At 71.4% G+C, this 23,420-nt stretch carries 24 protein-coding genes; 12 read left to right on the top strand and 12 right to left on the bottom strand.

The window, feature by feature from the left end; genetic code table 11:
* Positions 1–34: 34 nt before the first annotated feature.
* Entirely contained in the window at positions 35–1,201 is a 1,167-nt protein-coding gene (gene rhaI / locus N3K63_RS05425) for an L-rhamnose isomerase (RefSeq protein WP_261578967.1), read from the bottom strand.
* On the bottom strand, positions 1,198–1,566 hold the full coding sequence (locus tag N3K63_RS05420) for an L-rhamnose mutarotase (RefSeq protein ID WP_261578966.1): 369 nt from the start codon (positions 1,564–1,566) through the stop codon (positions 1,198–1,200). Before N3K63_RS05420 ends, rhaI begins: the two co-directional genes overlap by 4 nt.
* Before the next feature lie 107 nt (positions 1,567–1,673).
* On the opposite strand from N3K63_RS05420, the gene N3K63_RS05415 reads away from it, so the two are divergent.
* From N3K63_RS05415 to N3K63_RS05385, 7 genes are all read left to right on the top strand, one after another.
* Positions 1,674–2,672 carry a LacI family DNA-binding transcriptional regulator gene (locus N3K63_RS05415; protein WP_261578965.1) on the top strand — a complete coding sequence of 333 codons (999 nt, stop codon included), beginning with the start codon at positions 1,674–1,676 and terminating at the stop codon, positions 2,670–2,672.
* 345 nt (positions 2,673–3,017) lie between these two features.
* The gene (locus N3K63_RS05410; RefSeq protein WP_261578964.1) at positions 3,018–4,301 is read left to right on the top strand and encodes an ABC transporter substrate-binding protein; all 1,284 of its coding nucleotides are present in this window, start codon (positions 3,018–3,020) and stop codon (positions 4,299–4,301) included.
* Between the two features lie 4 nt (positions 4,302–4,305).
* Positions 4,306–5,076: an ABC transporter ATP-binding protein gene (locus N3K63_RS05405; protein WP_261578963.1), complete on the top strand. Its 771-nt coding sequence runs from the start codon at positions 4,306–4,308 to the stop codon at positions 5,074–5,076.
* The gene (locus N3K63_RS05400; protein WP_261578962.1) at positions 5,073–5,798 is read left to right on the top strand and encodes an ABC transporter ATP-binding protein; all 726 of its coding nucleotides are present in this window, start codon (positions 5,073–5,075) and stop codon (positions 5,796–5,798) included. The genes N3K63_RS05405 and N3K63_RS05400 overlap by 4 nt, the downstream gene beginning before the upstream one ends.
* Positions 5,799–5,805: 7 nt before the next feature.
* Positions 5,806–6,684: a branched-chain amino acid ABC transporter permease gene (locus N3K63_RS05395; protein ID WP_261578961.1), complete on the top strand. Its 879-nt coding sequence runs from the start codon at positions 5,806–5,808 to the stop codon at positions 6,682–6,684.
* A complete protein-coding gene (locus N3K63_RS05390) occupies positions 6,681–7,727 on the top strand; it encodes a branched-chain amino acid ABC transporter permease (protein WP_261578960.1) in 1,047 nt (348 codons plus the stop codon). The genes N3K63_RS05395 and N3K63_RS05390 overlap by 4 nt, the downstream gene beginning before the upstream one ends.
* Before the next feature lie 63 nt (positions 7,728–7,790).
* Positions 7,791–8,321 (top strand): ribonuclease H family protein, encoded by a 531-nt coding sequence (locus N3K63_RS05385; RefSeq protein ID WP_261578959.1) that lies wholly within the window; start codon positions 7,791–7,793, stop codon positions 8,319–8,321.
* A 226-nt stretch (positions 8,322–8,547) separates the two neighbouring features.
* On the opposite strand, the gene N3K63_RS05380 is transcribed toward N3K63_RS05385, so the two are convergent.
* The 9 genes from N3K63_RS05380 to rlmN form a co-directional block, all read right to left on the bottom strand.
* Positions 8,548–8,904 (bottom strand): VOC family protein, encoded by a 357-nt coding sequence (locus N3K63_RS05380; protein WP_261578958.1) that lies wholly within the window; start codon positions 8,902–8,904, stop codon positions 8,548–8,550.
* 553 nt (positions 8,905–9,457) lie between these two features.
* Positions 9,458–10,312, bottom strand: coding sequence for a hypothetical protein (locus N3K63_RS05375; protein ID WP_261578957.1), 855 nt, complete (start codon positions 10,310–10,312; stop codon positions 9,458–9,460).
* Positions 10,302–10,862: a hypothetical protein gene (locus tag N3K63_RS05370; protein WP_261578956.1), complete on the bottom strand. Its 561-nt coding sequence runs from the start codon at positions 10,860–10,862 to the stop codon at positions 10,302–10,304. Before N3K63_RS05370 ends, N3K63_RS05375 begins: the two co-directional genes overlap by 11 nt.
* Positions 10,859–11,473 carry a hypothetical protein gene (locus N3K63_RS05365; protein ID WP_261578955.1) on the bottom strand — a complete coding sequence of 205 codons (615 nt, stop codon included), beginning with the start codon at positions 11,471–11,473 and terminating at the stop codon, positions 10,859–10,861. The genes N3K63_RS05370 and N3K63_RS05365 overlap by 4 nt, the downstream gene beginning before the upstream one ends.
* A gap of 42 nt (positions 11,474–11,515) precedes the next feature.
* A complete protein-coding gene (locus N3K63_RS05360) occupies positions 11,516–12,748 on the bottom strand; it encodes a hypothetical protein (protein WP_261578954.1) in 1,233 nt (410 codons plus the stop codon).
* Complete coding sequence (locus N3K63_RS05355; RefSeq protein ID WP_261578953.1) at positions 12,745–13,047, bottom strand: hypothetical protein; 303 nt, start codon at positions 13,045–13,047, stop codon at positions 12,745–12,747. The genes N3K63_RS05360 and N3K63_RS05355 overlap by 4 nt, the downstream gene beginning before the upstream one ends.
* Positions 13,048–13,225: 178 nt before the next feature.
* Complete coding sequence (locus tag N3K63_RS05350; RefSeq protein WP_261578952.1) at positions 13,226–13,702, bottom strand: NUDIX domain-containing protein; 477 nt, start codon at positions 13,700–13,702, stop codon at positions 13,226–13,228.
* 6 nt (positions 13,703–13,708) lie between these two features.
* Positions 13,709–14,722: an aldo/keto reductase family protein gene (locus N3K63_RS05345; RefSeq protein ID WP_261578951.1), complete on the bottom strand. Its 1,014-nt coding sequence runs from the start codon at positions 14,720–14,722 to the stop codon at positions 13,709–13,711.
* Positions 14,723–14,813: 91 nt separating this feature from the next.
* Entirely contained in the window at positions 14,814–16,055 is a 1,242-nt protein-coding gene (rlmN, locus tag N3K63_RS05340) for a 23S rRNA (adenine(2503)-C(2))-methyltransferase RlmN (protein ID WP_261578950.1), read from the bottom strand.
* An 88-nt stretch (positions 16,056–16,143) separates the two neighbouring features.
* Here rlmN and N3K63_RS05335 point away from each other — a divergent pair, with 88 nt between their 5' ends.
* From N3K63_RS05335 to N3K63_RS05315, 5 genes are all read left to right on the top strand, one after another.
* Positions 16,144–17,025, top strand: a complete 882-nt coding sequence (locus tag N3K63_RS05335; RefSeq protein ID WP_261578949.1) for a PRD domain-containing protein — start codon at positions 16,144–16,146, stop codon at positions 17,023–17,025.
* 221 nt (positions 17,026–17,246) lie between these two features.
* Entirely contained in the window at positions 17,247–19,103 is a 1,857-nt protein-coding gene (locus N3K63_RS05330; protein ID WP_261578948.1) for a beta-glucoside-specific PTS transporter subunit IIABC, read from the top strand.
* 102 nt (positions 19,104–19,205) lie between these two features.
* Positions 19,206–20,627: a glycoside hydrolase family 1 protein gene (locus N3K63_RS05325; RefSeq protein WP_261578947.1), complete on the top strand. Its 1,422-nt coding sequence runs from the start codon at positions 19,206–19,208 to the stop codon at positions 20,625–20,627.
* Positions 20,628–20,750: 123 nt separating this feature from the next.
* Positions 20,751–21,632, top strand: coding sequence for a Cof-type HAD-IIB family hydrolase (locus N3K63_RS05320; protein ID WP_261578946.1), 882 nt, complete (start codon positions 20,751–20,753; stop codon positions 21,630–21,632).
* Between the two features lie 32 nt (positions 21,633–21,664).
* Complete coding sequence (locus N3K63_RS05315; RefSeq protein ID WP_261578945.1) at positions 21,665–22,543, top strand: Cof-type HAD-IIB family hydrolase; 879 nt, start codon at positions 21,665–21,667, stop codon at positions 22,541–22,543.
* 358 nt (positions 22,544–22,901) lie between these two features.
* Here N3K63_RS05315 and N3K63_RS05310 read toward each other — a convergent pair whose 3' ends face one another.
* Complete coding sequence (locus N3K63_RS05310) at positions 22,902–23,216, bottom strand: YbjQ family protein (protein WP_261578944.1); 315 nt, start codon at positions 23,214–23,216, stop codon at positions 22,902–22,904.
* Between the last annotated feature and the right edge of the window lie 204 nt (positions 23,217–23,420).

Below are 23,420 nucleotides of genomic sequence, written 5' to 3'. Positions count from 1 at the left end.
CTCAGCGGCGTGTTGTGGACACTCGAGGTGGGGGTCACGCGCCCCAGCCGGCCTGGGTGCCGCCCACGCGCGCGTCGGCGATCTGCTGCTGGTAGCCCGAGGCCAGGTAGGCGGCGAGCGGGTCGGCGGCCAGGCCGCGCTCCTCGCGCCACTGGGCCAGCTGCGGACGCACGTCGGTGTAGAACGCGTCCATGAGGATGCCGTTGGCGGCGAGCACATCGTTCGCGGTCTGCGCGGCGGTCAGCGCCTCGCGGTCGACGAGCAGGGCGCGGGCGGTCATCTCCTGCACGTTGAGCACCGAGCGGATCTGCCCCGGGATCTTGTCTTCGATGTTGTGGCACTGGTCGAGCATGAAGGCGACGTCGGGGTTGTTGAGGCCCCCGCCGCGGATCACCTCGAGCACGATGCGGAACAGCTGGAACGGGTCGGCCGAACCCACGATGAGGTCGTCGTCGGCGTAGAAGCGCGAGTTGAAGTCGAACGAGCCGAGCTTGCCCAGGCGCAGCAGCTGCATGACGATGAACTCGATGTTGGTGCCCGGCGCGTGGTGCCCGGTGTCGAGGCAGACCAGCGCGCGATCGCCGAGCGCGGCGACCTGGGCGTAGCTGGTGCCCCAGTCGGGAACGTCGGTGTGGTAGAACGACGGCTCGAAGAACTTGTACTCCAGCACGAGGCGCTGGCTCTGGCCCAGGCGGGCGTAGATCTGCTGCAGCGAGTCCTGCAGGCGGTCCTGCCGGCCGCGCATGTCGTTCTGCCCCGGGTAGTTGGAGCCCTCGGCGAGCCAGATCTTCAGGTCGCGCGAGCCCGTGGCATCCATGATGTCGATGCACTCGAGGTGGTGGTCGATCGCCTTGCGGCGGATGCGCTCGTCGTGGTGGGTGAGGGCGCCGAACTTGTAGTCCTCGTCCTGGAAGGTGTTGGAGTTGATCGTGCCCAGGCTCACGCCGAGGTCTTCGGCGTACGTGCGCAGGGCGGCGTAGTCATCGACCTTGTCCCACGGGATGTGCAGCGCCACCGACGGCGCGAGCGCCGTGAACGCGTTGACCTGGGCGGCGTCGGCGATCTTCTCGAACGGGTCGCGCGGGGTGCCGGGCGTGGCGAACACGCGGAAGCGGGTGCCTGAGTTGCCGAACGCCCACGAGGGCAGCTCGATGCCCTGCTGGGCGAGGGCGGACAGGTGGTCGGCGGTGAGAGTGCTCATGCGGAGGGGCCTTCGTCGGTGGAGGTGGTCGCGGCGGCGAGTTGATCGGACAGGTGGAAGATCTCGGTGAGCGCGGTGGCGGCCTGGTCGGGGCGGCCGTCGAGTCCGGCGAAGAACGGCGCCATCTCGGCCTCCCAGCGGGCGGCGACGGCGGATGCCGCGAGGTAGGCCTGCGCGGCGTCATCGTCGTCGGTCTCGTAGTAGCCGAACAGCCGGCCGCCCTCGCCGAGGAACAGCGAGTAGTTGCGCCGGCCGGCGGCCGCGATCTCGGCGAGCATCTCGGGCCACACCGGGGTGTGCCGGGCGACGTACTCGTCGAGACGCTCGGGAACGATCTGCAGCTGGAATGCGACCCGGGTGGTCATGTCACCTCTTCGTGAGTGCGGCGGGTGGTGCGTGATCCTGAAACGATTCAATGAATCGATCAATACCGTAGTCTGGCGACGAACACCCGTCAAGCCAGGAGGACCACGTGGCCGTCAGCGTCAAAGACGTCGCTCTGCACGCGGGCGTCTCGGTGGGCACCGTCTCGAACGTGCTCAACCGCCCCGACAAGGTCGCCGCCGCCACCGTGCAACGCGTGCAGACCTCCATCGCCGCCCTCGGCTTCGTGCGCAACGACGCCGCCCGCCAGCTGCGCGCCGGGCGCAGCCGGGCGATCGGGCTCGTCGTGCTCGACCTGCGCAACCCGTTCTTCACCGACATGGCCCGCGGCGCCGAGGAGCGCGCCGCCGCCGACGGGCTCAGCGTGCTCGTCGCCGGCAGCGACGAGCAGCCGGGCCGCGAGAGCGCCCACCTCGACCTGTTCGAGCAGCAGCGCGTGCTGGGATTGCTCGTGACGCCGACCGGCGACGCGACCGAGCGCCTCGCGCGGCTGCGCGACAACGGCATCGCCGCGGTGCTCGTCGACCGCACCTCCGACGACCCGCAGCTGTCGTCGGTCGCCGTCGACGACGTCGAGGGCGGGCGGGTCGCCGCGGCGCATCTGCTCTCGCTCGGCCACCGCCGCCTCGCCTTCGCCGGCGGGCCGCTCACCCTGCGGCAGGTCGGCGACCGGTACCGCGGCGCATCCGAGGCGGTCGCCGCCGCGGATGCCTCGCTCGAGCATCTCCCCACCGACGCGCTCACCGTCGAGGCCGGCCGGGCCGTGGGCCGCGCGATCCTCGACCGCCCGCACGACCAGCGCCCGCGGGGCGTGTTCGCCGCCAACGACCTGGTGGCCCTCGGCATCCTGCAGAGCCTCGTGATGACCGGCGACGCGCGCGTGCCGGGCGACATCGCGCTGGTCGGCTACGACGACATCGACTTCGCCTCGGCCGCCGTCGTGCCGCTGACCTCGGTGCGCCAGCCCGCCGCGCTCATCGGCGCGACCGCCGTCGAGCTGCTGCTCGCGATGCACGCCGGCGCCCCGGCCGAGCAGGTCGAGTTCCAGCCCGAGCTCGTCGCCCGCGCCTCGACCCTCGGCCCCTGACCAGGCGCGGAGCTCCGGCGCCGGGCCGAGCCGCGAGGGCTCGGGCGCGCGCCCGCGCCGCGGGGCTCCCGCGCCGCGGGGCTCCCGCGCCGCGGGGCTCCCGCACCCCAGGGGCCCAGGGCCCCAGCGGCCCGGAGCGCCCTCCCGCACGCCGTCCCGAACGTGAGTTCTCATTCACATCCACGTGAATGCCGGTTCACAAAATACGTGACAATCGGCGGGCGGCTTGTCATACTCGACAGCACCCGGCCGGACCCCGCGTGACTGCGGCTCCGCGTCCACCCTCATCGGCGAGGGCGGACGAGCGTCGATGCGCTCCGGGGGCATCCGTTCGAGGAGGAACACATGCACAGCACCCTTCGCTCGCGGCACCGACGCGCGACCGCCATCGCTTCCCTCACCGCGGCTTCGGCTCTCGTCCTGGCCGGTTGCGCCGGCCGCGACGACGAGGCGATCGCCGACCCGGGCCAGAGCGGCGAGGCCGCCGCCTGCAGCCCGGGCTTCACCGACAGCACGGTGAAGATCGGCAACAGCATCCCGCTGTCCGGCCCCGCCGCCGCCTACGGCGCGATCGGCACCACGCTGCAGGCGTACTTCGACGACATCAACGAGGCCGGCGGTCTCGAGTTCGCCGACGGCAAGACGCGCACGGTCGAGGTCACCGTCATCGACGACGGCTACGACCCCGCCAAGACCACCGTGAACCTGCGCACCCTCGTCGAGCAGGACGAGGTGTTCGCCCTCGCCGGCGTGCTGGGCACGGGCGCCGCGATCGGCGCGGCTCCCTACGTCGCCGAGCAGGGCGTGCCGAACCTCTTCGTCGGCACCGGCACCGACGCCCTGCTCACCCTGCACGAGGACTCCCCGTGGACCACCGGGTTCATGCCGCAGTACGGCTTCGAGGTGCAGGCGCTGTCGGAGTACCTCATCGCCGAGCACCCCGGCGCGAAAGCGGCGATCCTGTACCAGAACGACGATTTCGGCGAGAGCATCCGGGCCGGATTCGAGGAGGCGTTCGCGGGCACCGACGTCGAGCTCGTGGCCGCCGAGTCGTACGAGCTCGCCTCGGCATCCGTCGACAGTCAGGTGACCACCCTCGCCGCCAGCGGCGCCGACGTCTTCCTCGACTGGGCCGTCGGCGCGTTCGCGACCCAGTCGCTGAAGAAGAAGCTCGAGCTCGGCTGGGACGCGACGACGGTCATCAACGCGCCCGCCGCGGATGCCACGTTCTTCCTCAAGCCGGCCGGACCCGGCGCCGCGGACGGCGTCGTGTCGATCGCCTACACGAAGGACATCACCGATCCGGGCCTGGCCGGCGACGCGGGCTTCGACGCCTGGACCGCCTTCGCGGCGAAGCACTCCGACAAGGTCAACGCGCTGTCGGCGCCCGCCGCCGCGGGCTACCAGACCGCGCAGCTGCTCGAGGCCGCCCTCACCTCGATGGACGGATGCACGCGCGAGGGCCTGCTGGACGCGGCGACCTCGTTCGACGGGCTCGAGCTCGACCTGGCCCCCGTGCCGGTGACCACCACCGCCGACTACCCGTTCGTCTGGAGCGAGATCGGGGTGCAGGTGTTCAACGGCGAGAACTGGGACCTGCACGACGAGACGTACACGGTGGGCGACTGATCGCATGAGTTCGCCCCTGCTGCAGGTCGCCGAGGTGCGCCTCGCCTTCGGCGGCCTGCAGGCTCTCGACGGGCCGTCGTTCACCGTCGCCGACGGTGAGATCGTCGGCCTCATCGGCCCCAACGGTGCCGGCAAGACCAGCCTGTTCAACTGCGTCAGCGGACTGTACCGGCCGCAGTCGGGCTCGATCCGCGTCGCCGGCACCGAGGTGATCGGGGTGCCGCGCCACCGCGTGGCGAGCCTGGGCGTGGGGCGCACCTTTCAGAACCTCGGCCTGTTCTCGACGCAGACGGTGCTCGAGAACGTGCTCGCCGGGGCCTATCACGTCACGCGCGGCGGCTACTGGGCCAGCGCCCTGGCCCTTCCCGGGGTGGCGCGCACCGAGGCGCGCGTGCGCGCCGAGGCCCGCGAGCTGCTCAGCGCCCTCTCCCTCTCCGGCGTCGCCGACCGCATCGCCGGCACCCTGCCGTTCGGCACCCTCAAGCGCGTCGAGCTGGCCCGCGCCCTGCTCGGATCGCCCCGCCTGCTGCTGGTCGACGAGCCGGCCAACGGCCTCATCCAGAGCGAGGTCGCCGAGCTCGGCGCGACCCTGCGCGCACTGGCCGCCGACCGCGGCACCGCGATCCTGCTCGTCGAGCACCACATGGGACTGGTCATGTCGACCTGCGACCGCGTCGTGGTGCTCGACTTCGGCCGCCTCATCGCCGAAGGCGCGCCCGCCGACGTCGCCCGCGACCCCGCGGTGATCACCGCCTACCTGGGGACGGCCGCATGAGCCTCACCGCCGGATCCTCGCTCCTCCGCGTCGACCTGCGCACCGCCGGCTACGGCGCCGTGCCCGTGCTGCACGACATCGCGTTCGACCTCGACGAGGGCCGTCGCCTGGTCATCCTCGGCGCGAACGGCGCCGGCAAGACCACGACCCTGCGCGCTCTGACCGGGCTGTGCGCCGCGACCGGCAGCATCCGTCTGGGCGGTGTGGAGCTGCGAGGGCTGCCGGCCCACCGCATCGCGCGCCACGGCATCGCGCACGTCCCGCAGGGACGCGGCACCGTGCCCGACCTGACCGTGCGCGAGAACCTGCTGCTGGGCGGCACGCGTCGCCCCGCCCGCGAGGCATCCGCCGACGCCGACTTCTGGATGCAGCGATTCCCGCGCCTCGGCGAGCGCGCTGGGCGCCCGGCGTCGGGCCTCAGCGGCGGCGAGCAGCAGCTGCTGGCCATCGCCCGGGCCTTCATGGCCGCGCCGCGCCTCGTGCTGCTCGACGAGCCGTCGCTGGGACTGGCCCCCAAGGTCACCGCGGAGGTGTTCGCCGCCATCGACGAGCTGGGACGCACCCGCGGCACCGCGCTGCTCATCGTCGAGCAGAACGCCGCCCTCGCTCTCGGCATCGCCGACACCGCGCTCGTGCTCGAAAGCGGCCGCATCGTCACCCGCGGCGAGGCCGCCGATCTGCAGGGCGACGACGACGTGCGTCGCGCCTACCTGGGAATGTGAGGATGCCGTGATCTGGCAGCAGCTCGTCGACGGTGTGGCCACCGGCGCGGTCTACGGCGCCCTCGCGCTGGCGATCGTGCTGGTCTACCGGGCCTCCCGCACCCTCAACTTCGCCCAGGGCGAGCTCGCGCTGCTCGGCGCGTACGTGTCGTGGCAGTGCACGGCCTGGGGGATGCCGATCTGGATCGCCCTCCCGGTGTCGATGGCGGCGCTGGCGCTGCTGTGCGTGGGGCTGGAGCGCGTGCTGTTCCGCCCGCTCGTGCGGCGCCACCAGCACCTGCCGCTCATCATCGTGAGCCTCGGGCTCATGATCGCCCTGAACGCGGTCATCGGCTGGGTGTGGACCTATCAGACCAAGGAGATGCCGGCCCTGTTCGGCGCCGGGTCGGTCGCCTCGGGCGGGGTCGCCGTCTCGCGGCAGGACATCGGGATCGTCGCCGCCGTGCTCGTGCTCGCCCTCGTGCTGGCAGCCGTGTTCCGGTTCACGCGCACCGGCCTGCGCATGCGCGCCGCGGTCTCGGCGCCCGAATCCGCCGAGCTGTCCGGCGTCTCGACCGGGCGCATGATGTCGCTCGGCTGGGCGATGGCCGGGGCCATCGGCGCCCTGGCGGGCACCCTCATCGCGCCCGAGCTGTTCCTGCATCCGGGGATGATGGCGCCGGTGCTGATCTACGCCTTCGCCGCGGCCACGCTCGGCGGCCTCGACTCCCCCGTGGGCGCCCTCATCGGCGGGGTGATCGTCGGCGTCGTCGAGAACCTCGCCGGCAGCTACGTCCCCGGGGTCGGCGGGGAGCTCAAGCAGATCTTCGCGCTCGTGATCATCGTGGCGGTGCTGCTGCTGCGACCCCAGGGCCTGTTCGGCCGGAAGGAACTGGTGCGGGTATGAGCCTGGCCACCCAGACGCTGCCGCGGGTCGGCCGCGCCCGCCGCCCGTCCCCCGTCGAATGGCTGCGCACCCCGCGGCCCCCGCTGCCGGTGCCGCGGTGGCTGCGGGTCGCACTGGTCGTCGCCGGCGGGGCGGGCCTCGTCGCCGTGCCGCTGCTGAACCCCAGCTACGTGACCCTGCCGATCACCCTCGTGATGGTCTGGACGATCGTCGGTCTCGGCATGAACCTGCTCGTCGGCTTTGGCGGGCAGATCTCGCTCGGCCACTCCGCGTTCTTCGCGATCGGCGCCTACGCGGTCGCCGTCGGCGGCGAGTCGGGGCTCGGCCCCCTCCTCCCCCTGGTGATCGCCGGCATCGTCCCGTTCGCCGTGGGCTACCTCATCGGGCTCCCCGCCCTGCGGCTGCGCGGTCTGCAGCTGGGGCTGGTGACCCTCGCGCTGGCGATGGCCACGCCCGCCGTGATCCGGATGCTGGAGCCGATCACGCACGGCAGTCGCGGCATCCGCATCGACGGCGACCCGCCCGCCGGCATCCCGCTCGCCCACGATCAGTGGGTGTACTACCTCGCGCTCGTCGTCGCCGCGCTCGCGTACGTGCTCACGCGCCGGCTCAGCCGCGGACGCCTCGGGCGCTCCTTCGTCGCGGTGCGCGACGCGGAGCTGGTCGCGCAGACGCTCGGCGTCGACATCGCCCAGACCAAGACGCGTCTGTTCGCGGCATCCGCGGCGTACGCCGGCGTCGCCGGCGGCATCTACGCCCTGCTGCTCGAGTTCATCGGCCCCGAGAACTTCGGCCTCATGCTGTCGATCTCGTTCATCACGCTCATCGTCGTCGGCGGGCTCGCGACCGTCGGCGGCGCGGTGCTCGGGGCGCTGTTCATCCAGTACGTGCCGATGTGGACGGCCTCGATCAGCCCCGCCGCCACAGGCGCCGCCTACGGCATCGTGCTCGTGGTCTTCGCGTTCTTCGTGCCGTTCGGCCTCGTGGGCCTCGCCCGCGGCATCCTCGGCCCCCTCCTCACCCGCCTGCGCGGCCGCCGTTAGCCCGACGCGCAGTCTCGCGGCCGAGTGGCGGGAGCAGCGCGGGGGCTCGACTACCGTCGAAGGGTGACTGAATCGACCTACACCGTGGCCACCGACGGCGCCTGCAAGGGCAACCCGGGACCCACCGGGTGGGCGTGGGTCGGCGAAGACGGGCAGTGGGCCGCCGGCTCGATCGTGCTCGGCACCAACAACGTCGGCGAGCTGATGGGCCTGCTGCGGGCGATCGAGGATCACCCCGATGTCGAGCGCCTCGTCGTGCAGGCCGACTCGAAGTACGCGATCGACACCTACGAGAAGTGGATGGACGGCCACCGCCGCCGCGGCTGGAAGACCTCGACCGGCGCGCCGGCGAAGAACGTCGACATCCTCGAGCAGCTGATCGCCGCCCGCGACGCCCGGCGCGCCGTGGGGCTGCCCGACGTCGTGCTGGAGCATGTGCGCGGCCACCGCGGCCATGTCCTCAACGAGTGGGCCGACGAGCGTGCCGTGCGCGCCGCCGAGCACGCCGCGAAGGGCACCGCGAGCGCCTGGTCGTCGCTGGCCGGCACCCACGAGCGCGTCGACGTGAGCGCCGCGCCCAAGAAGTCCCGCTGACCCCCGCTGCGGGGTAGGCCGCCGCGGGCTCCGCCGCCGCCCGCGGCTCGGCCCGGGTCCGGCTCCGCCGCCGCCCGCGCGGGCTCTGCCGCCGCCCGCGGCTCGGCCCGGGCCCGCCCGCCGGGCGGCGCCGAGTGTCCAAGACACGCGGCTGGCTCGCCCCGGCATCCGCGTGTCTTGGACACTCGACCGGGGTCGGACGCCGGGCGTGGCGCGGGGGCGACGGTCAGGTGGTGCCCTCGTAGAGGCCGATGTGGTTGCCGTCGGGGTCGACGATGATGGCCCACCAGCTCGTCTCCGAGATGGGCGCCTTGGCCATCGCCACGCTCGCGCCGGCGGCCTCGGCCGCGGCGATCGTCTCGTCGATCGAGTCGACCTCGACATACGACCGCGGCTGCGAAAACCCTTCGCTGCGCGGTGCGAGTCCGCCGCCCGAGATCTTGTTGGGCGCCTGCCACATCGGGTAGCCCTCGAAGCCGGGGACCTCCGCGATGCTCCAGCCGAACAGCCCCGAGTAGAACGCCGACGCCTTCTCGAGGTCGGAGACCGGGATGTCGATGTGGGTGATGTCGCCGTGCGCCATGGTGTGCCCCTTTCGCCGACGCGAGTCTCCTCTCCCCCGCCGCCCCCGACAAGGCCCATGCCCGCTCCGCGCCGCGCCTGCACGCTGCGCCGAGTGTCCACAACACGCGGCATCCGCGCGTCGCCAACCGCGTGTCTTGGACACTCGACCGGATGCGGGGGGCGCGAGGCGCACGTGGTCCGGGGCGGCTCGCCGTCCGGCCGCCGGTCGACAGGCCCCGGTGAGGGTGGTGGGGGCAGGGCGGCAGGGGCCGCGCCCGGCCGAGTGTCCACGACACGCGGCATCCGCCCGTCGCCAACCGCGTGTCTTGGACACTCGACCGGATGCGAGGGGGGCGGCTCGTGGTCCGGGGCGGCTCGCCGTCCGGGGCGGCTCGTGGTCCGGCCGCCGGTCGACAGGCCCCGCTGGGGACCATGCGGCAGGGGCCGCGCCCCGCCGAGTGTCCACGACACGCGGCATCCGCGCGTCGCCAACGGCGTGTCTTGGACACTCGGCAGGGCGGGCGCCGCAACGGCGGCGGCGGCGGCGGCCGCGGGGGCGGGGGGCCGAAGGGCTAGAGGCCGCGCTCGCCCTGGAGGACCTTGGGGATCCAGGTGCTGAGGAGGGCGTCGATGATCACGGCGCCGGCGGGCAGCGACGGGTCGACGTCGGGGAGGCGGATGCCGTCGGCCGCGAGGCCGGCCAGCGTGGCCGTGCGCAGGTCGACGATGCGCGCGGCCTGGTCGGCGGTGAGGGCGCGCTCGGCCTCTGCCCGCAGCCGGAGCGCGACCGCCTCGACCTCGGGCTCGGTGTCGGCGTAGGCGATGTTGATCGCGGTGTCGATCTCTTCGGTGCCGACGCCGTCGCGACCGCGCACGACCAGCAGCACGACGAACCCGACGAGGCCGACCACCGCGGCGCCGATGGTCACGCCCGCCTGCGGCCAGAGCCCGCGCCCGGCCTGCAGGGCGGCGGCGATCATGAGGGCGACGGTGACGATCGCGTGGATGCGCACCACGGCGCGGTTGAGGGGGCGGCCCGCCCCGACGATGAGCACGAGCAGCGCGGTGGCGGCGGCCGCAGCCGCCAGCACCGCGACGGCGCCGGCGGTCGCGGCGGGGTCGAACCGGATGCCGCTGGTGAGGACGGCGGCCACGGCGGCGCAGATGGCGCCGAGGATGAGCGTGATCGACAGCCAGCTGTTGGGGTTGCGGGCGCCGAAGCGGTCACGGAGCTTCTGCTTCGTGGTGCGCCGTGCGGCCTCGGCGGCCGACCGCGCGTCGGCCCACAGCCGGAGCGCGAGGTCGCGCTGACCGACGGCGCCGAAGGCGGCGAGTTCGACGGTGCGCGCGTCGACGTTCTTGGGGAGGGCGGGCGCGATCTCTCGCCGCACCGCGTCGAGCTGGGCGGCGCGTTCGTCAGCGGACATCCGCGTCCTCCCGTTCCAGGGTCGACAGGGCGCGTTCGGCCAGCGCCTGCGCGACGGTCGCCGCCAGCGGCGCCATGGGCGTGAGCGCGGCGACGACGCAGCGCCCCTGCAGATCGAGCACGTACGCGGTCGACACCGTCTGCGCCACGACCACCGGCTCCGACGACCCGTCCGGCCCCCCGTCGAGCACCGTGAAGCGCCAGCCGCGCGCGGCCCCGATCTCCACGGCGAGGCCCTCGGCGGGCCACGGCGACGGCAGCAGCGCGGCGGCCACCTCGCCCGCCGTCTCGACGTCGGACGGCGCGGGCACGTCGACCCCGGCGATGCCGAGCATGCCGAACATCCCCGCCTCGGGCAGCGACAGGAACAGCGCGAGCGACAGGTCGCCGGCTCGGCGGTGCAGCACGGCCAGTGCGGCGGCGTCGGCCACGGCGGGGCGCGCGTGCTCGGCCGCGCGCTGCACCTGTCGGTCGATCCACGCGGCATCCGCGTCGGCGGGCACGACCTGCCAGACGGCGGGGTCGGCGCGCACGGTGAGCGCAGCGGTCACGACGCCACCTCGCGACGCCACCGCAGGCTCGCGACGATCGCATCGCACAGCAGCGCCATGGCGCGGATGCCGTCGTCGTCGACGTCTGTTCCCGCCGCGCTGCGCAGGATCTGCGAGCGGAAAAGCAGCCCGGTGCTGTGGGAGCCGGGCACCGGCAGCAGGTAGCCGGCACCGGCGAGGCGGACCGGCGCGCCCTCGAGCTCGACGGTCTGGTCCATCGTCCAGCGCAGGATCGCACTCGAGTCGCCCAGCACGGTCGCGCCGCGGTCGGCGATGAGCCCCGCACCGATCTGCTGGATCGACCCGCCCGAGGGGGCGCGCAGCCACGAGGCGACCAGGGTCACCGGGAGGAAGTCCTCCGGGGCGGCACCGCTGGGCGCGAAGACGCGGATGACGTCGGCGCGGGCGGATGCCGACGCGGTCGCCATCAGCGCGTCCAGCTGCGACCGCAGCGCGACGCGGGTGGCGGCCGGGAAGCCGGCGAGCACCGCATCCGTGCGTTCGCGGAGGCCGTCACCGGCCCCGTCGGTGGCCTGCCAGTCGGGGGGAAGGAGCACCGCGAAGCCGGGCATGCCCGCGGTCGCGCCGATGAGCTCGGCCCTCAAGGACATTCATGACTCCTTCTGCGGGTACCGCCCGCACCGAGGTCGAGCCTAGCTCGTCCACTGTTCGAGCTTCTGCCCGCCGTCCTTGAGGATGCCCATGACGTCGGTCATGACATCGACCGAGCCGCCGAGGGCCTCCGCGAGGTTCTGCGGGTTGCCCGCCAGCGCGTTCCACCCGGCCGCCCAGCCGCCGACCAGCTCGTTGCCCTGGCTGAGGAAGCTCGGCATGTAGAGGCCGCGCATGAGGTTCTGCGAGTTGAGCCCGTGGTTGGTGAACAGGTCGGGGATCTTGGTGCGCAGGAACGCGTTGAGCTCGCCGCCGAATTCGAGGAACTCGCTGCCGCCCAGCCGGAACGCGCCCGACAGCCGCGGGAAGCGGGCGCCGACCTGGGCGAAATCGGCGAGGCTGGCGAGCTTGGCGAGCTTGCCGAACGGGATGATGCCCACGGCCGCCAGCGCGACGCTGCCCCAGTCGCCGCGGCCCGCGTTGAGCTTGGCGATCTCGCCCATGAGGCTGAGCACGCCGGCGACGACGGCGAGCACGCCGGCGAGCATGGCCAGCGGGCCGGTGACGACGAAGGCGACCACCAGCAGCACGATGCCGACCACGAGCAGCACGTCGAGCATGATCTCGACGAACGGCATCGAGTTGTCCCAGAAGCTGTCCTTCACGCCGTCGGCGTTGGTGCGTTCCAGGCTCGAGCACGCCGTCTCGTAGGCGCTCTCCCACGTCTCGACGGGGGCGTCGTAGCCGCTCCAGTACATCTCCCACGTGTCGACGGCGTTGTCGAAGGTGGTCTGCTCCGAGCCCGTGGTGGGCCGGGTGCCGGTCTGCTCGATCTCGCGGTCTTCGTTGCGGTCGAACTCGTCCTGGTCGCGCTCGGCGGCGCTCAGCGCCCACGACGCGTCACGCACCTCGGGCCAGGCGTTGCGGGCGCCGGTGACCCGCCAGTCGGTCGAGCCCTGCACGGCTGACAGCGCGGTGGCATAGGTGCCGAGCGCGGCGCCGCTGGGGCGGTAGCGCGCGGCGGCCACGCGGAGGTCTTCGTGCACTTCCTTGGCCTGCTCGCGGATGGCCTCGAACGACTCGCCCTTGCCGACGGTGCCGTCGGCGAACAGCTCCAGCGTGCGCGCCGCGCGCGCCATCTTCTCGCCCAGCTGCTCGATCTGGGTCGCGCGGGTCGAGATGGTGCCCGGCTCGCCCTCGATCTGCTGCATGTGCCGGCCGCCGGGGGTGGGCGGCATCTCCTCGCGGGAGTAGATGTACGAGTTCTCGGTCATTCCGATGCCTCCAGGCTCTGGGCGAGCTCGAGGTCGGCCTGCACCCAGCCCTCGTGCGCGTCGTCGAGGCGCTTCTTCATCTCTTCGAGGTTGCGCCGCTGCGTCTCGCGCTTGTCGTCCCACTCCGACTCGAAGTCTTCGGCGGCGCGCGCCAGACGGCTGTCGCCGGTGGGACTGCCGATGGCTCCCACCAGGGCGCCCGTGCGCGATCCGGCATCCTCGAACTCGGAGATGATGGCGGCGAGCGCGTCGCTCAGCGCGCGCATCGACTCCAGCGGAATCTCCACCCCATCGGTCATCGTCAGCCTCCCCGTGCCGGTCCTCCCTCAGCATACGGAGCCGCACGCACCCGGAGCGATGGGGAGCACTCCCCATTGCCGGATGCCGACGGCACAGGGTGCACGCCGAACCGCCGCCCAGGTCACACGCCCCAGGTCACACGCCCCGGGCCAGACGCCCCGGGCCAGACGCCACGGGTCAGACGGTGGCGATGAGCTCGGCGAGGCGGTCGAGCGCGGGGCGCTGCCCGGCCACGAGGCGCGGCCGGGCCTCGGCGACCGGCATCCACTCCACCCGGTCGACCTCGGGAAACGACCGGGTGCGGCCAGACCGCGGCGGCCATTCCATCTCGAACTGCCCGAAGTCGGCGCCGTCGACCGAGAATCCGGCACCGTCGGCGACGAACACCGTCACCCGTTTGCCGGAGGAGTAGGCGAACGTGCCCAGCTCGGCGTAGTCGGCGTCGGGCGCGGGCAGCCCGAGCTCTTCGGCGAACTCCCGACGGGCGGCATCCAGCGCGCTCTCGTCGTCTTCGTCGTACTCGCCCTTGGGGATCGTCCAGGCGCCGTCGTCCTTGTTCGCCCAGTACGGCCCGCCCATGTGTGCGACGAGCGCCGACACCCCGCCGTCCGGATCGACCCGGTACAGCAGGATGCCGGCGCTCGTGGCGGGCATCGGCGGTCAGGCCGGACGCGACGCCGGCGACACCTCGTAGGTCTTGGCGGGGTCGGTCTCGGCGACACCGGCCAGGGCCGCGTTGACGGCCGCGTAGGCGTCGTCGTCGAGCGTGATCTCGGAGGCCTTCACGGTGTCTTCGAGCTGCTCGGGGCGCGAGGCGCCCACCAGCGCCGCGGCGACGTTGGGGTTGTGGAGCACCCACGCCAGCGCGAGCTGCGGCACGGTGATGCCGGCCCCGTCGGCGATCGGGGTGAGCTTCTGCACGGCCTCGAGCACCTCGTCGCGCAGGAACCGCTTGATGAAGTTCGCGCCGCTCTTCTCGTCGGTGGCGCGCGAGCCCTCGGGCACGGGCTGCCCGGGCAGGTACTTGCCGGTGAGCACGCCCTGCGCCAGCGGCGACCAGACGATCTGCGAGATGCCGAGCTCTTCCGAGGTCGGGATGACCTTGTCTTCGATCACGCGCCACAGCGCGGAGTACTGCGGCTGGTTCGACACCAGCTGGAAGCCGAGCTGCTTCGACAGGGCGTGACCCTCGCGCAGCTGCTCGGCGGTCCACTCGCTCACGCCGATGTAGAGGGCCTTGCCCTGGCGCACGATGTCGGCGAAGGCCTGCATCGTCTCTTCCAGCGGGGTCTCGTAGTCGTAGCGGTGCGCCTGGTAGAGGTCGACGTAGTCGACCTCGAGGCGCCGGAGCGACCCGTTGATGCCGTCGAAGATGTGCTTGCGCGACAGACCCTGGTCGTTGGGGCCCTTGCGACCGATCGGCCAGTAGACCTTCGTGAAGATCTCCAGCGACTCGCGCGGCTGACCCTTGAGCGCCTTGGCGAGCACGACCTCTGCGGCCGTGTTGGCGTAGGTGTCGGCGGTGTCGAACGTCGTGATGCCGAGGTCGAGCGCCTTGTGCACGGTGGCCACGGCGGCGTCGTCGCCGACCTGCGAGGCGTGGGTCACCCAGTTGCCGTACGTGATCTCCGAGATCTTGAATCCGCTGTTGCCGAGGTAGCGATAGTTCACCATGCCTCCACGCTAGCGCCGGGAGCCGACACCCGGGCCGGCGCCGCCGACCGAACCGCGCGCGCGAGACGCGACGGAGAGCCCCGAGCCCGTGTCAGGGCGCCGGGACGGCGGCTGCCGCTTCGGCATCCTCCTCGGTGGCCACCAGCTGACCGCAGGCGCCGTCGATCTCCTTGCCGCGGGTGTCGCGGAGGGTCGTGGGGATGCCGGCTTCGTTGAGCCGCCGCACGAACTCGTTCTGCACGGCCGTCTCGGATGCCGTCCACACCGAGCCCGGCGTCGGGTTGAGCGGGATGGGGTTCACGTGCACCCAGCCGCGACCGCGGGCGTTGAGCTTCTCGGCCAGCAGGTCGGCCCGCCAGGCGTGGTCGTTCATGTCCTTGATCAGGGCGTACTCGATCGACACGCGGCGCCCGGTCTTGTCGAAGTAGCCGCGCGCGGCGTCGAGCGCCTCGTCGACCTTCCACTTGGAGTTGATCGGGATGAGCTCGTCGCGCAGGGTGTCGTCGGGCGCGTGCAACGAGAGGGCGAAGGTGACCGGGATGTCCTCGTCGGCGAGGCGGATGATGTTGGGCACGAAGCCCACCGTCGAGACCGTGATGCCGCGGGCGCTCATCCCCATGCCGTGCTTCTTGTCGACCATGGTGCGCACCGACTGCATGAGCCGGTTGTAGTTGGCCAGCGGCTCGCCCATGCCCATGAACACGATGTTCGAGACGCGCTCGCCGGCGTGCCCGACCTTGCGGGGGTCGCCCAGTCCGCCGTCGGCGATGAGGCGGTTGGCGCGCACCACCTGGTCGACGATCTCGGCGGCGGTCATGTTGCGGGTGAGCCCGGCCTGGCCGGTGGCGCAGAACGGACAGTTCATGCCGCAGCCGGCCTGGCTCGACACGCACAGCGTGATGCGGCCGGGGTAGCGCATGAGCACCGACTCGACCAGCGACCCGTCGTGCAGCTTCCAGAGGAACTTGATCGTGTCGCCGCGGTCGGTCTCGAGGCGTCGCACCTCGGTGAGCAGGTTCGGCAGCAGCTGCCCGACCAGTTCGTCACGGCCGGCGGCCGGCAGGTCGGTCATCTGCGCCGCGTCACTGGTGAAGTGCTGGAAGTAGTGCTTCTCGATCTGCGCCGCCCGGAAGCCGGGAAGGCCCAGCTCCTTGACCTTCTCGACCCGCTGCTCGGGGGTGAGATCGGCCAGGTGCGTCGGCGGCATGGTGCGCCGGGGGCTCGAGAACTGCAGCAGCGGCCGGCCCTCGGCATCCTTCTGCTGGGTCCACCCCTCGGCGCGGGGACGCACCTGGCGGGGCTTGGTGGCGCGTACGGGAGTGGAATCGGTCATCGTCCCAGGGTACCGGCGGCACCTGGGCGGATGCCGGTGCGCCGGTGTCCACCGTGCCGCGCGCCCGCCGGAGACCTAGGATTACCCCATGGTCAGCCCACACGACGCGGTGCGCGCACCCGTCCACAAGGTGCTGAACAACAACGTCGTCATCGCGATCGACGAGTCGGGTCGGGAACGCGTGCTCATGGGCCGCGGCATCGGCTTCCAGCTCAAGCCCGCCGACATCGTCGATCCCGCCAAGGTCGAGAAGACCTTCATCCTCGACCCCGGCGCCGACGGCGAGAACGAGCTGCGGCTGCTCAACGACGTGCCCTACCCCGTGGTCGAAGCCGTCTCCCGCGCCGTCGACGGCGCCGAGCGCGGCCTCGGGCGCTCGCTCGGTCGCCGCTTCACGATCGCCGTGCTCGACCACGTGCAGTTCGTGCTGGAGCGCCTCGACAACGGGGTGCGCATCCCCTCGACGGCGATGCCGGAGCTGCGCGTGCTGCACCCCCAGGAGTTCGCGGTGGCCCGCCAGATGGCCGATCAGATCGCCGCCTCCCTCGATCGCGAGCTGCCCGCCGAAGAGGCGGTGTTCCTCACGATGCACCTGCTCAACGCCACCCGCGACGAGCCCAACGGCACCGCCGCGCTGCTGTTTCGCCGGGTGCAGCACGTGGTGCAGGTGGTCGAGCACGAGCTCGGGGTGACCCTCGATGTCGACAGCCCCGATTACGCCCGCTTCGTGCTGCACATCCAGTTCCTGCTGCAGCGTCTCGTCAACCGCACGATGCTCTCCAGCGGCGACACCTCGTTCTTCGAGTTCGCCAGCCACAGCTACCCGCGGTCGTACGAGATCGCCGTCAAGGTGAAGGCCTACGTGAAGGCGGCCACCGAGTCGGAGCTCACCGACGAAGAGCTGCTCTACGTGATCGTGCACGTGGAGCGCCTGCGCAACCAGATCGAGGGCGGCGCAGATCGCGGGTAGCGCGAATCCCGACCACGTGGTACCTTGGTCCCCGCAGGGTGTCCGACCCTGCCGAGATCTCCGGATCGTTACCGCGCAGCGGGCGAAACCTGGACTCACATCACCACCGAATCCGTTCGGTCGGCAGATGAACGAGTTCAGGTTTTTTTGTTGCCCGGAAACGGATGCCGAGCCTCGCAACACACGGCCGCAGTGGAGCGGCGAAAGGATGGCGGATCCCGATGGCGGATTACGCGAAGACCGCGGCAGGCGTACTCGCCGGCGTCGGCGGCGAAGAGAACGTTCAGTCCCTCGTGCACTGCGCGACCCGGCTGCGCTTCGTCCTGAAGGACGAGGGCAAGGCCAACACCGCCGCAGTGAAGTCGACGCCCGGTGTGGTGACGGTGGCCCAGGCCGGCGGTCAGTACCAGGTGGTCATCGGCAACGACGTGCCCGACGTGTTCGCCGAGATCGGGAAGATCTCGAAGTTCGGCGGCGCCGGCTCGACCACCGCTGCCGAGGAGGGCCCGAAGGGCAACCTCTTCAACCGCTTCATCTCGATGATCTCGTCGATCTTCACCCCCGTGCTGTGGGCCCTGGCCGGCACCGGTCTGCTCAAGGCGTTCCTGGCCGCGGCCGTGACCTTCGGCTGGATCACCACCGACACCTCGACCTACGCCGTGCTCAACGCGCTCTCCGACGCGTTCATCAACTTCCTGCCGCTCGCCCTGGCGATCACCGCGGCGCGCTACTTCAAGGCGAACGAGTGGACGTCGCTGGCCATCGCCGGCGCCCTGCTCTACCCGACGATGACCGTGCTGGTGGGCCAGCCCGACCTGACCTTCTTCGGCATCCCCTTCACGATGGTCAGCTACGTCTCCAGCGTCATCCCGATCATCGTCATCGTGTGGCTGCAGAGCCACGCCGAGAAGTTCCTCTACGCGAAGCTCCCCGGCTCGATCAAGCGCTTCGTGACCCCCATGCTCGTCGTGCTGTTCGCCGTGCCGATCGTCTTCGTGGTCATCGGCCCGATCTCCGACATCATCGGCAGCGGCCTCGGCGGCGCGATCGGCTGGGTCTTCGACAACGCTCCGTGGGCCGGTGGCGCCATCATGGGTGGCCTGTGGCAGGTCTTCGTGATCTTCGGTCTGCACTGGGGCCTCGTGCCGCTGTTCACGCTCGAGTTCCAGACGACCGGTCAGATCGCCCTCGTCGGCCCGGTGTTCGCCGCCGTGCTCGCCCAGGCCGCAGCCGTGGCCGGCGTGTGGGTGCGTGCCCGCAACAAGAACCTCAAGTCGCTGGCCGCGCCCGCCACGCTGTCGGGCTTCCTCGCCGGCATCACCGAGCCCGCGATCTACGGCATCAACCTGCCCCTCAAGCGGCCGTTCGCCTTCGGCATCGTCGGCGGCGCCATCGGTGGCGCGATCATCGCGATCGGCGGCGTCTTCTCGACCGCGTTCGTCGTGCCCTCGGGTCTCGCCCTCCCCGCCCTGTTCGGCAACGGCAACATGGTGATGCTCGGCATCGGCCTGCTCGTGGCGATCGTCGTGCCGTTCCTGCTCACCGTGATCGTCGGCTTCAAGGAGCCCGCCGACGACGCCACCATCCCGGCCGCCGCGAACGACATCACCGTGCTGAGCCCGCTCGACGGCACCGTCGTCAAGCTGAGCGAGACCCCGGATGCCGCGTTCGCCGACGGCTCGCTCGGTCAGGGCGTCGCCATCATCCCCCGCTCGGGTGCGCTCTACGCGCCGTTCGACGCCGTGGTGGCCGCCGCCTTCCCGACCGGTCACGCCATCGGGCTGCGCCACGCCGACGGTGCGGAGCTGCTCATCCACGTGGGCATCGACACCGTCAAGCTCGGCGGTCAGCACTTCGACGTGAAGGTGACCACCGGTCAGCAGGTGAAGGCCGGCGACCTGCTCGTCGAGTTCGACGCCGCCGCGATCGAGAACGCCGGCTACGACCTGACCACGCCGGTCATCATCACCAACGGCGAGCTGTACCCCGAGGTCGGCACGCCCGCCGCCGGGCCCATCGCCCACGGCGAGCCGCTCTTCTACGCGATCGCCGTCGAGTCGGCCATCGCCGCGAAGTGACCGCCGCGAGATGACACCTGCCGGGGGTGCGGCCGCGCCCGCACCCCCGGCATCCTCTCCCCTCCTCCCCGAAGACACAGAAGACACGAAACGGATTCCGACATGAGCACCACCACCACCTTCCCCGAGGGCTTCCTCTGGGGCGGCGCCACCGCCGCCAACCAGCTCGAGGGCGCGTACCTCGAAGACGGCAAGGGACTGTCCATCCAGGACGTCATGCCCCAGGGCATCATGACCCCCCGCAGCGAGGGCCCCACCGACGACAACCTCAAGCAGGTCGGCATCGACTTCTACCACCGCTACGCGGAGGACATCGCGCTGTTCGCCGAGATGGGCTTCAAGACCTTCCGGTTCTCGATCGCCTGGAGCCGCATCTTCCCGAAGGGCGACGAGACCGAGCCCAACGAGGCCGGCCTCGCCTTCTACGACCGCGTGCTCGACGAGCTCGAGAAGCACGGCATCGAGCCCCTCGTCACCATCTCGCACTACGAGACCCCGCTGCACCTGGCCGAGCAGTACGACGGCTGGGTCAACCGCGACCTGATCGGCTTCTACGAGCGCTACGTGCGCGTGCTGTTCACCCGCTACGGCGCCCGCGTGAAGTACTGGCTGACCTTCAACGAGATCAACTCCGTCGTCCACGCCCCGTTCATGTCGGGCGGCATCAACACCCCCAAGGACCAGCTCTCCAAGACCGACCTGTACCAGGCCGTGCACCACGAGCTGGTGGCATCCGCCCTGGCCACCAAGGTCGCCCGCGAGCTGGCCCCGAACGCGCAGATCGGCTGCATGGTGCTCTCGATGCCGGTCTACCCGCTCACGCCGAACCCCGACGACGTGTTCGCCGCCCTCACCACCGAGCGCGTCAACCTGGCCTTCGGCGACATCCACGTGCGCGGCGAGTACCCCGGCTACTACCTGCGTGCGCTGCGCGAGCAGGGCGTCGAGCTGCAGATCAGCGACGAGGACAAGGCGCTGCTCAAGGAGCACACCGTCGACTTCGTCTCGTTCAGCTACTACTCCTCGATCTGCGAGACGGTCGACGAGGACAAGCGCGTCATGGGCGAGGGCAACCTCTTCGGCGGCGTGAAGAACCCGACCCTGAAGGAGTCGGAGTGGGGCTGGCAGATCGACCCCGTGGGTCTGCGCCTCGTGCTCAACCAGTTCTGGGACCGCTGGCAGAAGCCGCTGTTCATCGTCGAGAACGGCCTGGGCGCCAAGGACCAGCTCGTCGAGGTCGACGGTGTGAAGACCGTCGTCGACGACTACCGCATCGCCTACCTGCAGGCCCACCTCGAGGCCGTGGGCGAGGCCATCGCCGACGGCGTCGACCTGCTCGGCTACACCACCTGGGGCTGCATCGACCTCGTCAGCGCCTCGACCGCGCAGCTGAGCAAGCGGTACGGCTTCATCTACGTCGACCGCAACGACGACGGCTCGGGCACCCTCGAGCGCTTCAAGAAGAAGTCGTTCGACTGGTACGCCGAGGTCATCCGCACCAACGGAGCCTCCCTCACCGCGTGAGCAGGCCCCGCCCCTGACCGACGCCGTCGCGACCCGAACCTGAGAGCGGGTCGCGACGGCGTCACCCTTCCCCCCCCTCGCGTACCACCCCGCGATCGCCCCCACCGTCGAGACCAGAGAGCCATGAGCACCACCTCCACCCCCTTCCGTCGCCGCGCCGTCTTCCTCGATGTCGACGGCACCCTCATGCAGGGCGGCCACTACATCCCGCCCTCGGCGATCGCGGCGGTGCGCGCCGCCCGCGCAGCCGGTCACCTGGTGCTGCTGAGCACGGGGCGCGGCATGGCCGAGCTCGTCGGCGAGATCATGGACATCGGCTTCGACGGCGCGGTCACCAACGGCGGCGCCTACGCGAACCTCGGCGACGAGCTCGTCGTCTCGCGCACGCTCACCCCCGAGGCGGTGGCGCGGCTGGAAGAGCGACTGGCCGACCACGGCGTGCACTGGTACTTCCAGTCGTACGACCGCATGTTCGCCAGCCCCGACCTGCCCGGTCTCATGACCCGCGCACTCGAGCTCGACCGCGCGGCGCACGACGAACGCGCACGCCAGGCCGGTCGGCATCCCGACGACATCGTCTTCTTCAGCGTGGGCATGAAGGTCTTCGACGACCGCGCCCACTACTCCCCGCACGAGATGGCCAAGGCCGTCATCGTCAGCGACGACGCGGATGCCGTCGCCGCCGCCCTGGCAGAGCTCGGCGACGACTTCGCGGTCGTCAGCGGCACGATCCCCATGCCGTTCGGCCACTCCGGCGAGATCGCGCCGCTCGGCGTCAACAAGGGCGCCGCGATCCTCGAGCTGCTCGCCGTGGCCGGCATCGACCCGGCCGACGCCATCGGCATCGGCGACAACTGGAACGACGCCGAGATGTTCGAGGTCTGCGGCCTGTCGATCGCGATGGGCAACTCCGTCGACGGCGTCAAGGCGCTCGCCGACGAGGTGACCGCCGCGATCGACGCCGACGGCATCCACGAGGCCTTCGGCCGCCACGGCCTCATCTGACGCTCATCCAGCGTTCATCCGGCTCCGCGAGAATGGAACACGTGACCCAGGCCTCCCCCACCCCCCAGCGCATCGCCTTCATCGACGTCGACGGCACGATCCTCGAGCACGGCTCGATCATCGCGCCCTCCACCGTCACCGCCATCCGATCGGCGCGAGCCAACGGTCACCTCGTCTACCTGTGCACGGGGCGCGCCGCCGGCGACATCCACCCCGCGGTGCAGGAGATCGGCTTCGACGGGGCCATCACCAACGGCGGCGCCTTCGCCACCCGCGGCGACGAGCGCGTCGTCGAGCACCTGATGCCCCGCGCCGACGTCGACCGCATGGTCGCGTACTTCGAGGCGCACGGCATCCACTACTTCCTGCAGACCAACGACGCCGTCTACGCGAGCGACGGCATCGGCGGGTTCGTCGAGGAGTTCTTCGAGCAGCGCCGCACCCGGCACGCCGAAGACCTCAAGGCGCTGGGATTGGACGAGGAGGACGAGCCGCTGCCGATGATCCAGTACCGCCCGATGGCCGAGGCCGACCTCGACGCGGTCGTGAAGTCGACGTTCATCAGCAGCCGCTCCGACACGCTCGACCACGCGCAGAACGAGCTCGGCGAGCGCTTCCACGTCATCCCGGGCTCGATCCCGCTGCCGGGCGGCTCCAACGGCGAGATCATGGTGCGCGGCGTCAACAAGGGCTCCGCGATCCTCGAAGTGCTCGACCTGCTCGGCAAGGACGCCGCGGATGCCGTCGGCATCGGCGACAGCTGGAACGACGTCGAGATGTTCCAGGTCGTCGGTCAGTCCTTCGCGATGGCCGGCGCCGACCCCGAGCTGCAGGCCATCGCCGGCCGCGTCACCACCGGCGTCCTCGACGACGGCGTGCGCAACGCACTGGTCTCCGCCGGCCTCGTCTGACGGGGCCCCGTTCGGGGTCGGGGTCCCGGGCCGGGGTCGGTGCCCCGGGCCGGGTCGGTGCCCCGGGCGGGGGTCGGTGCCCCGGCATCCGCCGAGTGTCCAAAACACGCGGCATCCGTCGCGCGCCAGCCGCGTGTCTTGGACACTCGGCATCCGGTGCGAGCCGGCGTGGCACCCGTGGCACCCGTGGCACCCCTGGCACCAACGTTCGCAGAGCGCGGCACAGAACCGGGGGCATCCCCGCCTCGGTGCCCCGGCATCCGTCGAGTGTCCAAGACACGCGGCATCCGTCGCGCGCCAGCCGCGTGTCTTGGACACTCGGCATCCGGTGCAGCGCGCGGTGCGCGGTGGGGGCGGGTCAGGCGACGACGACGGCGGTGCCGTAGGCGCAGACCTCGACGCCGGCGCCGTTGTAGTCGTTCGTCTCGAAGCGGAACGCGAGCACCGCATTGGCGCCCTTCTGCTCGGCTTCGGCCCACAGGCGCTTCAGGGCCTCTTCGCGCGCACCGTGCAGCAGCGTCGTGATGCCCTTGAGCTCACCGCCCGCGAGCGCCTTGAAGCTGGCGCCGATGTTCGACCCGATGTTGCGCGAGCGCACCGTGAGGCCGAACACCTCGCCGAGCACGGTCGTGACGGTCTTCCCGGGGATGTCGTTGGTGGTGACGATGAGCATCGTTTCTCCTGTCCTGGGTTTCCCCGAGTCGAGCACGGTCCCCCCGCGTGTCCCCGCCGACACGCCGCGCCCGCAGCCTCGCCGTCACCCCGTCGCCCCGGCGCCCCGGCGAGTGTCCAAGACACGCGGATGCGGTCGCGCACGAGCCGCGTGTCTTGGACACTCGACGAAGTGGGAGACCCGCACCACCCGGCACCCGGCACC

It is taken from the genome of Microbacterium festucae (assembly GCF_025421715.1).
Classification (GTDB): Bacteria; Actinomycetota; Actinomycetes; order Actinomycetales; family Microbacteriaceae; genus Microbacterium; species Microbacterium festucae.
Note: the sequence above shows the minus strand (reverse complement) of the source record. Positions and strands in the feature narration are given on the sequence as shown.

What these genes read in the sequence shown, in the direction of transcription:
- N3K63_RS05400 (WP_261578962.1), top strand. Translation starts at nt 5,073, where the DNA reads ATGAGCCTCACCGCCGGATCCTCGCTCCTCCGCGTCGACCTGCGCACC.
- rlmN (WP_261578950.1), bottom strand. Translation starts at nt 16,055, where the DNA reads ATGACCGATTCCACTCCCGTACGCGCCACCAAGCCCCGCCAGGTGCGT.
- N3K63_RS05355 (WP_261578953.1), bottom strand. Translation starts at nt 13,047, where the DNA reads ATGACCGATGGGGTGGAGATTCCGCTGGAGTCGATGCGCGCGCTGAGC.
- N3K63_RS05320 (WP_261578946.1), top strand. Translation starts at nt 20,751, where the DNA reads ATGAGCACCACCTCCACCCCCTTCCGTCGCCGCGCCGTCTTCCTCGAT.
- N3K63_RS05335 (WP_261578949.1), top strand. Translation starts at nt 16,144, where the DNA reads ATGGTCAGCCCACACGACGCGGTGCGCGCACCCGTCCACAAGGTGCTG.
- N3K63_RS05365 (WP_261578955.1), bottom strand. Translation starts at nt 11,473, where the DNA reads ATGTCCTTGAGGGCCGAGCTCATCGGCGCGACCGCGGGCATGCCCGGC.
- N3K63_RS05420 (WP_261578966.1), bottom strand. Translation starts at nt 1,566, where the DNA reads ATGACCACCCGGGTCGCATTCCAGCTGCAGATCGTTCCCGAGCGTCTC.
- N3K63_RS05390 (WP_261578960.1), top strand. Translation starts at nt 6,681, where the DNA reads ATGAGCCTGGCCACCCAGACGCTGCCGCGGGTCGGCCGCGCCCGCCGC.
- N3K63_RS05315 (WP_261578945.1), top strand. Translation starts at nt 21,665, where the DNA reads ATGGAACACGTGACCCAGGCCTCCCCCACCCCCCAGCGCATCGCCTTC.
- N3K63_RS05360 (WP_261578954.1), bottom strand. Translation starts at nt 12,748, where the DNA reads ATGACCGAGAACTCGTACATCTACTCCCGCGAGGAGATGCCGCCCACC.
- N3K63_RS05330 (WP_261578948.1), top strand. Translation starts at nt 17,247, where the DNA reads ATGGCGGATTACGCGAAGACCGCGGCAGGCGTACTCGCCGGCGTCGGC.
- N3K63_RS05310 (WP_261578944.1), bottom strand. Translation starts at nt 23,216, where the DNA reads ATGCTCATCGTCACCACCAACGACATCCCCGGGAAGACCGTCACGACC.
- N3K63_RS05410 (WP_261578964.1), top strand. Translation starts at nt 3,018, where the DNA reads ATGCACAGCACCCTTCGCTCGCGGCACCGACGCGCGACCGCCATCGCT.
- N3K63_RS05350 (WP_261578952.1), bottom strand. Translation starts at nt 13,702, where the DNA reads ATGCCCGCCACGAGCGCCGGCATCCTGCTGTACCGGGTCGATCCGGAC.
- N3K63_RS05345 (WP_261578951.1), bottom strand. Translation starts at nt 14,722, where the DNA reads ATGGTGAACTATCGCTACCTCGGCAACAGCGGATTCAAGATCTCGGAG.
- N3K63_RS05380 (WP_261578958.1), bottom strand. Translation starts at nt 8,904, where the DNA reads ATGGCGCACGGCGACATCACCCACATCGACATCCCGGTCTCCGACCTC.
- N3K63_RS05325 (WP_261578947.1), top strand. Translation starts at nt 19,206, where the DNA reads ATGAGCACCACCACCACCTTCCCCGAGGGCTTCCTCTGGGGCGGCGCC.
- N3K63_RS05405 (WP_261578963.1), top strand. Translation starts at nt 4,306, where the DNA reads ATGAGTTCGCCCCTGCTGCAGGTCGCCGAGGTGCGCCTCGCCTTCGGC.
- N3K63_RS05375 (WP_261578957.1), bottom strand. Translation starts at nt 10,312, where the DNA reads ATGTCCGCTGACGAACGCGCCGCCCAGCTCGACGCGGTGCGGCGAGAG.
- rhaI (WP_261578967.1), bottom strand. Translation starts at nt 1,201, where the DNA reads ATGAGCACTCTCACCGCCGACCACCTGTCCGCCCTCGCCCAGCAGGGC.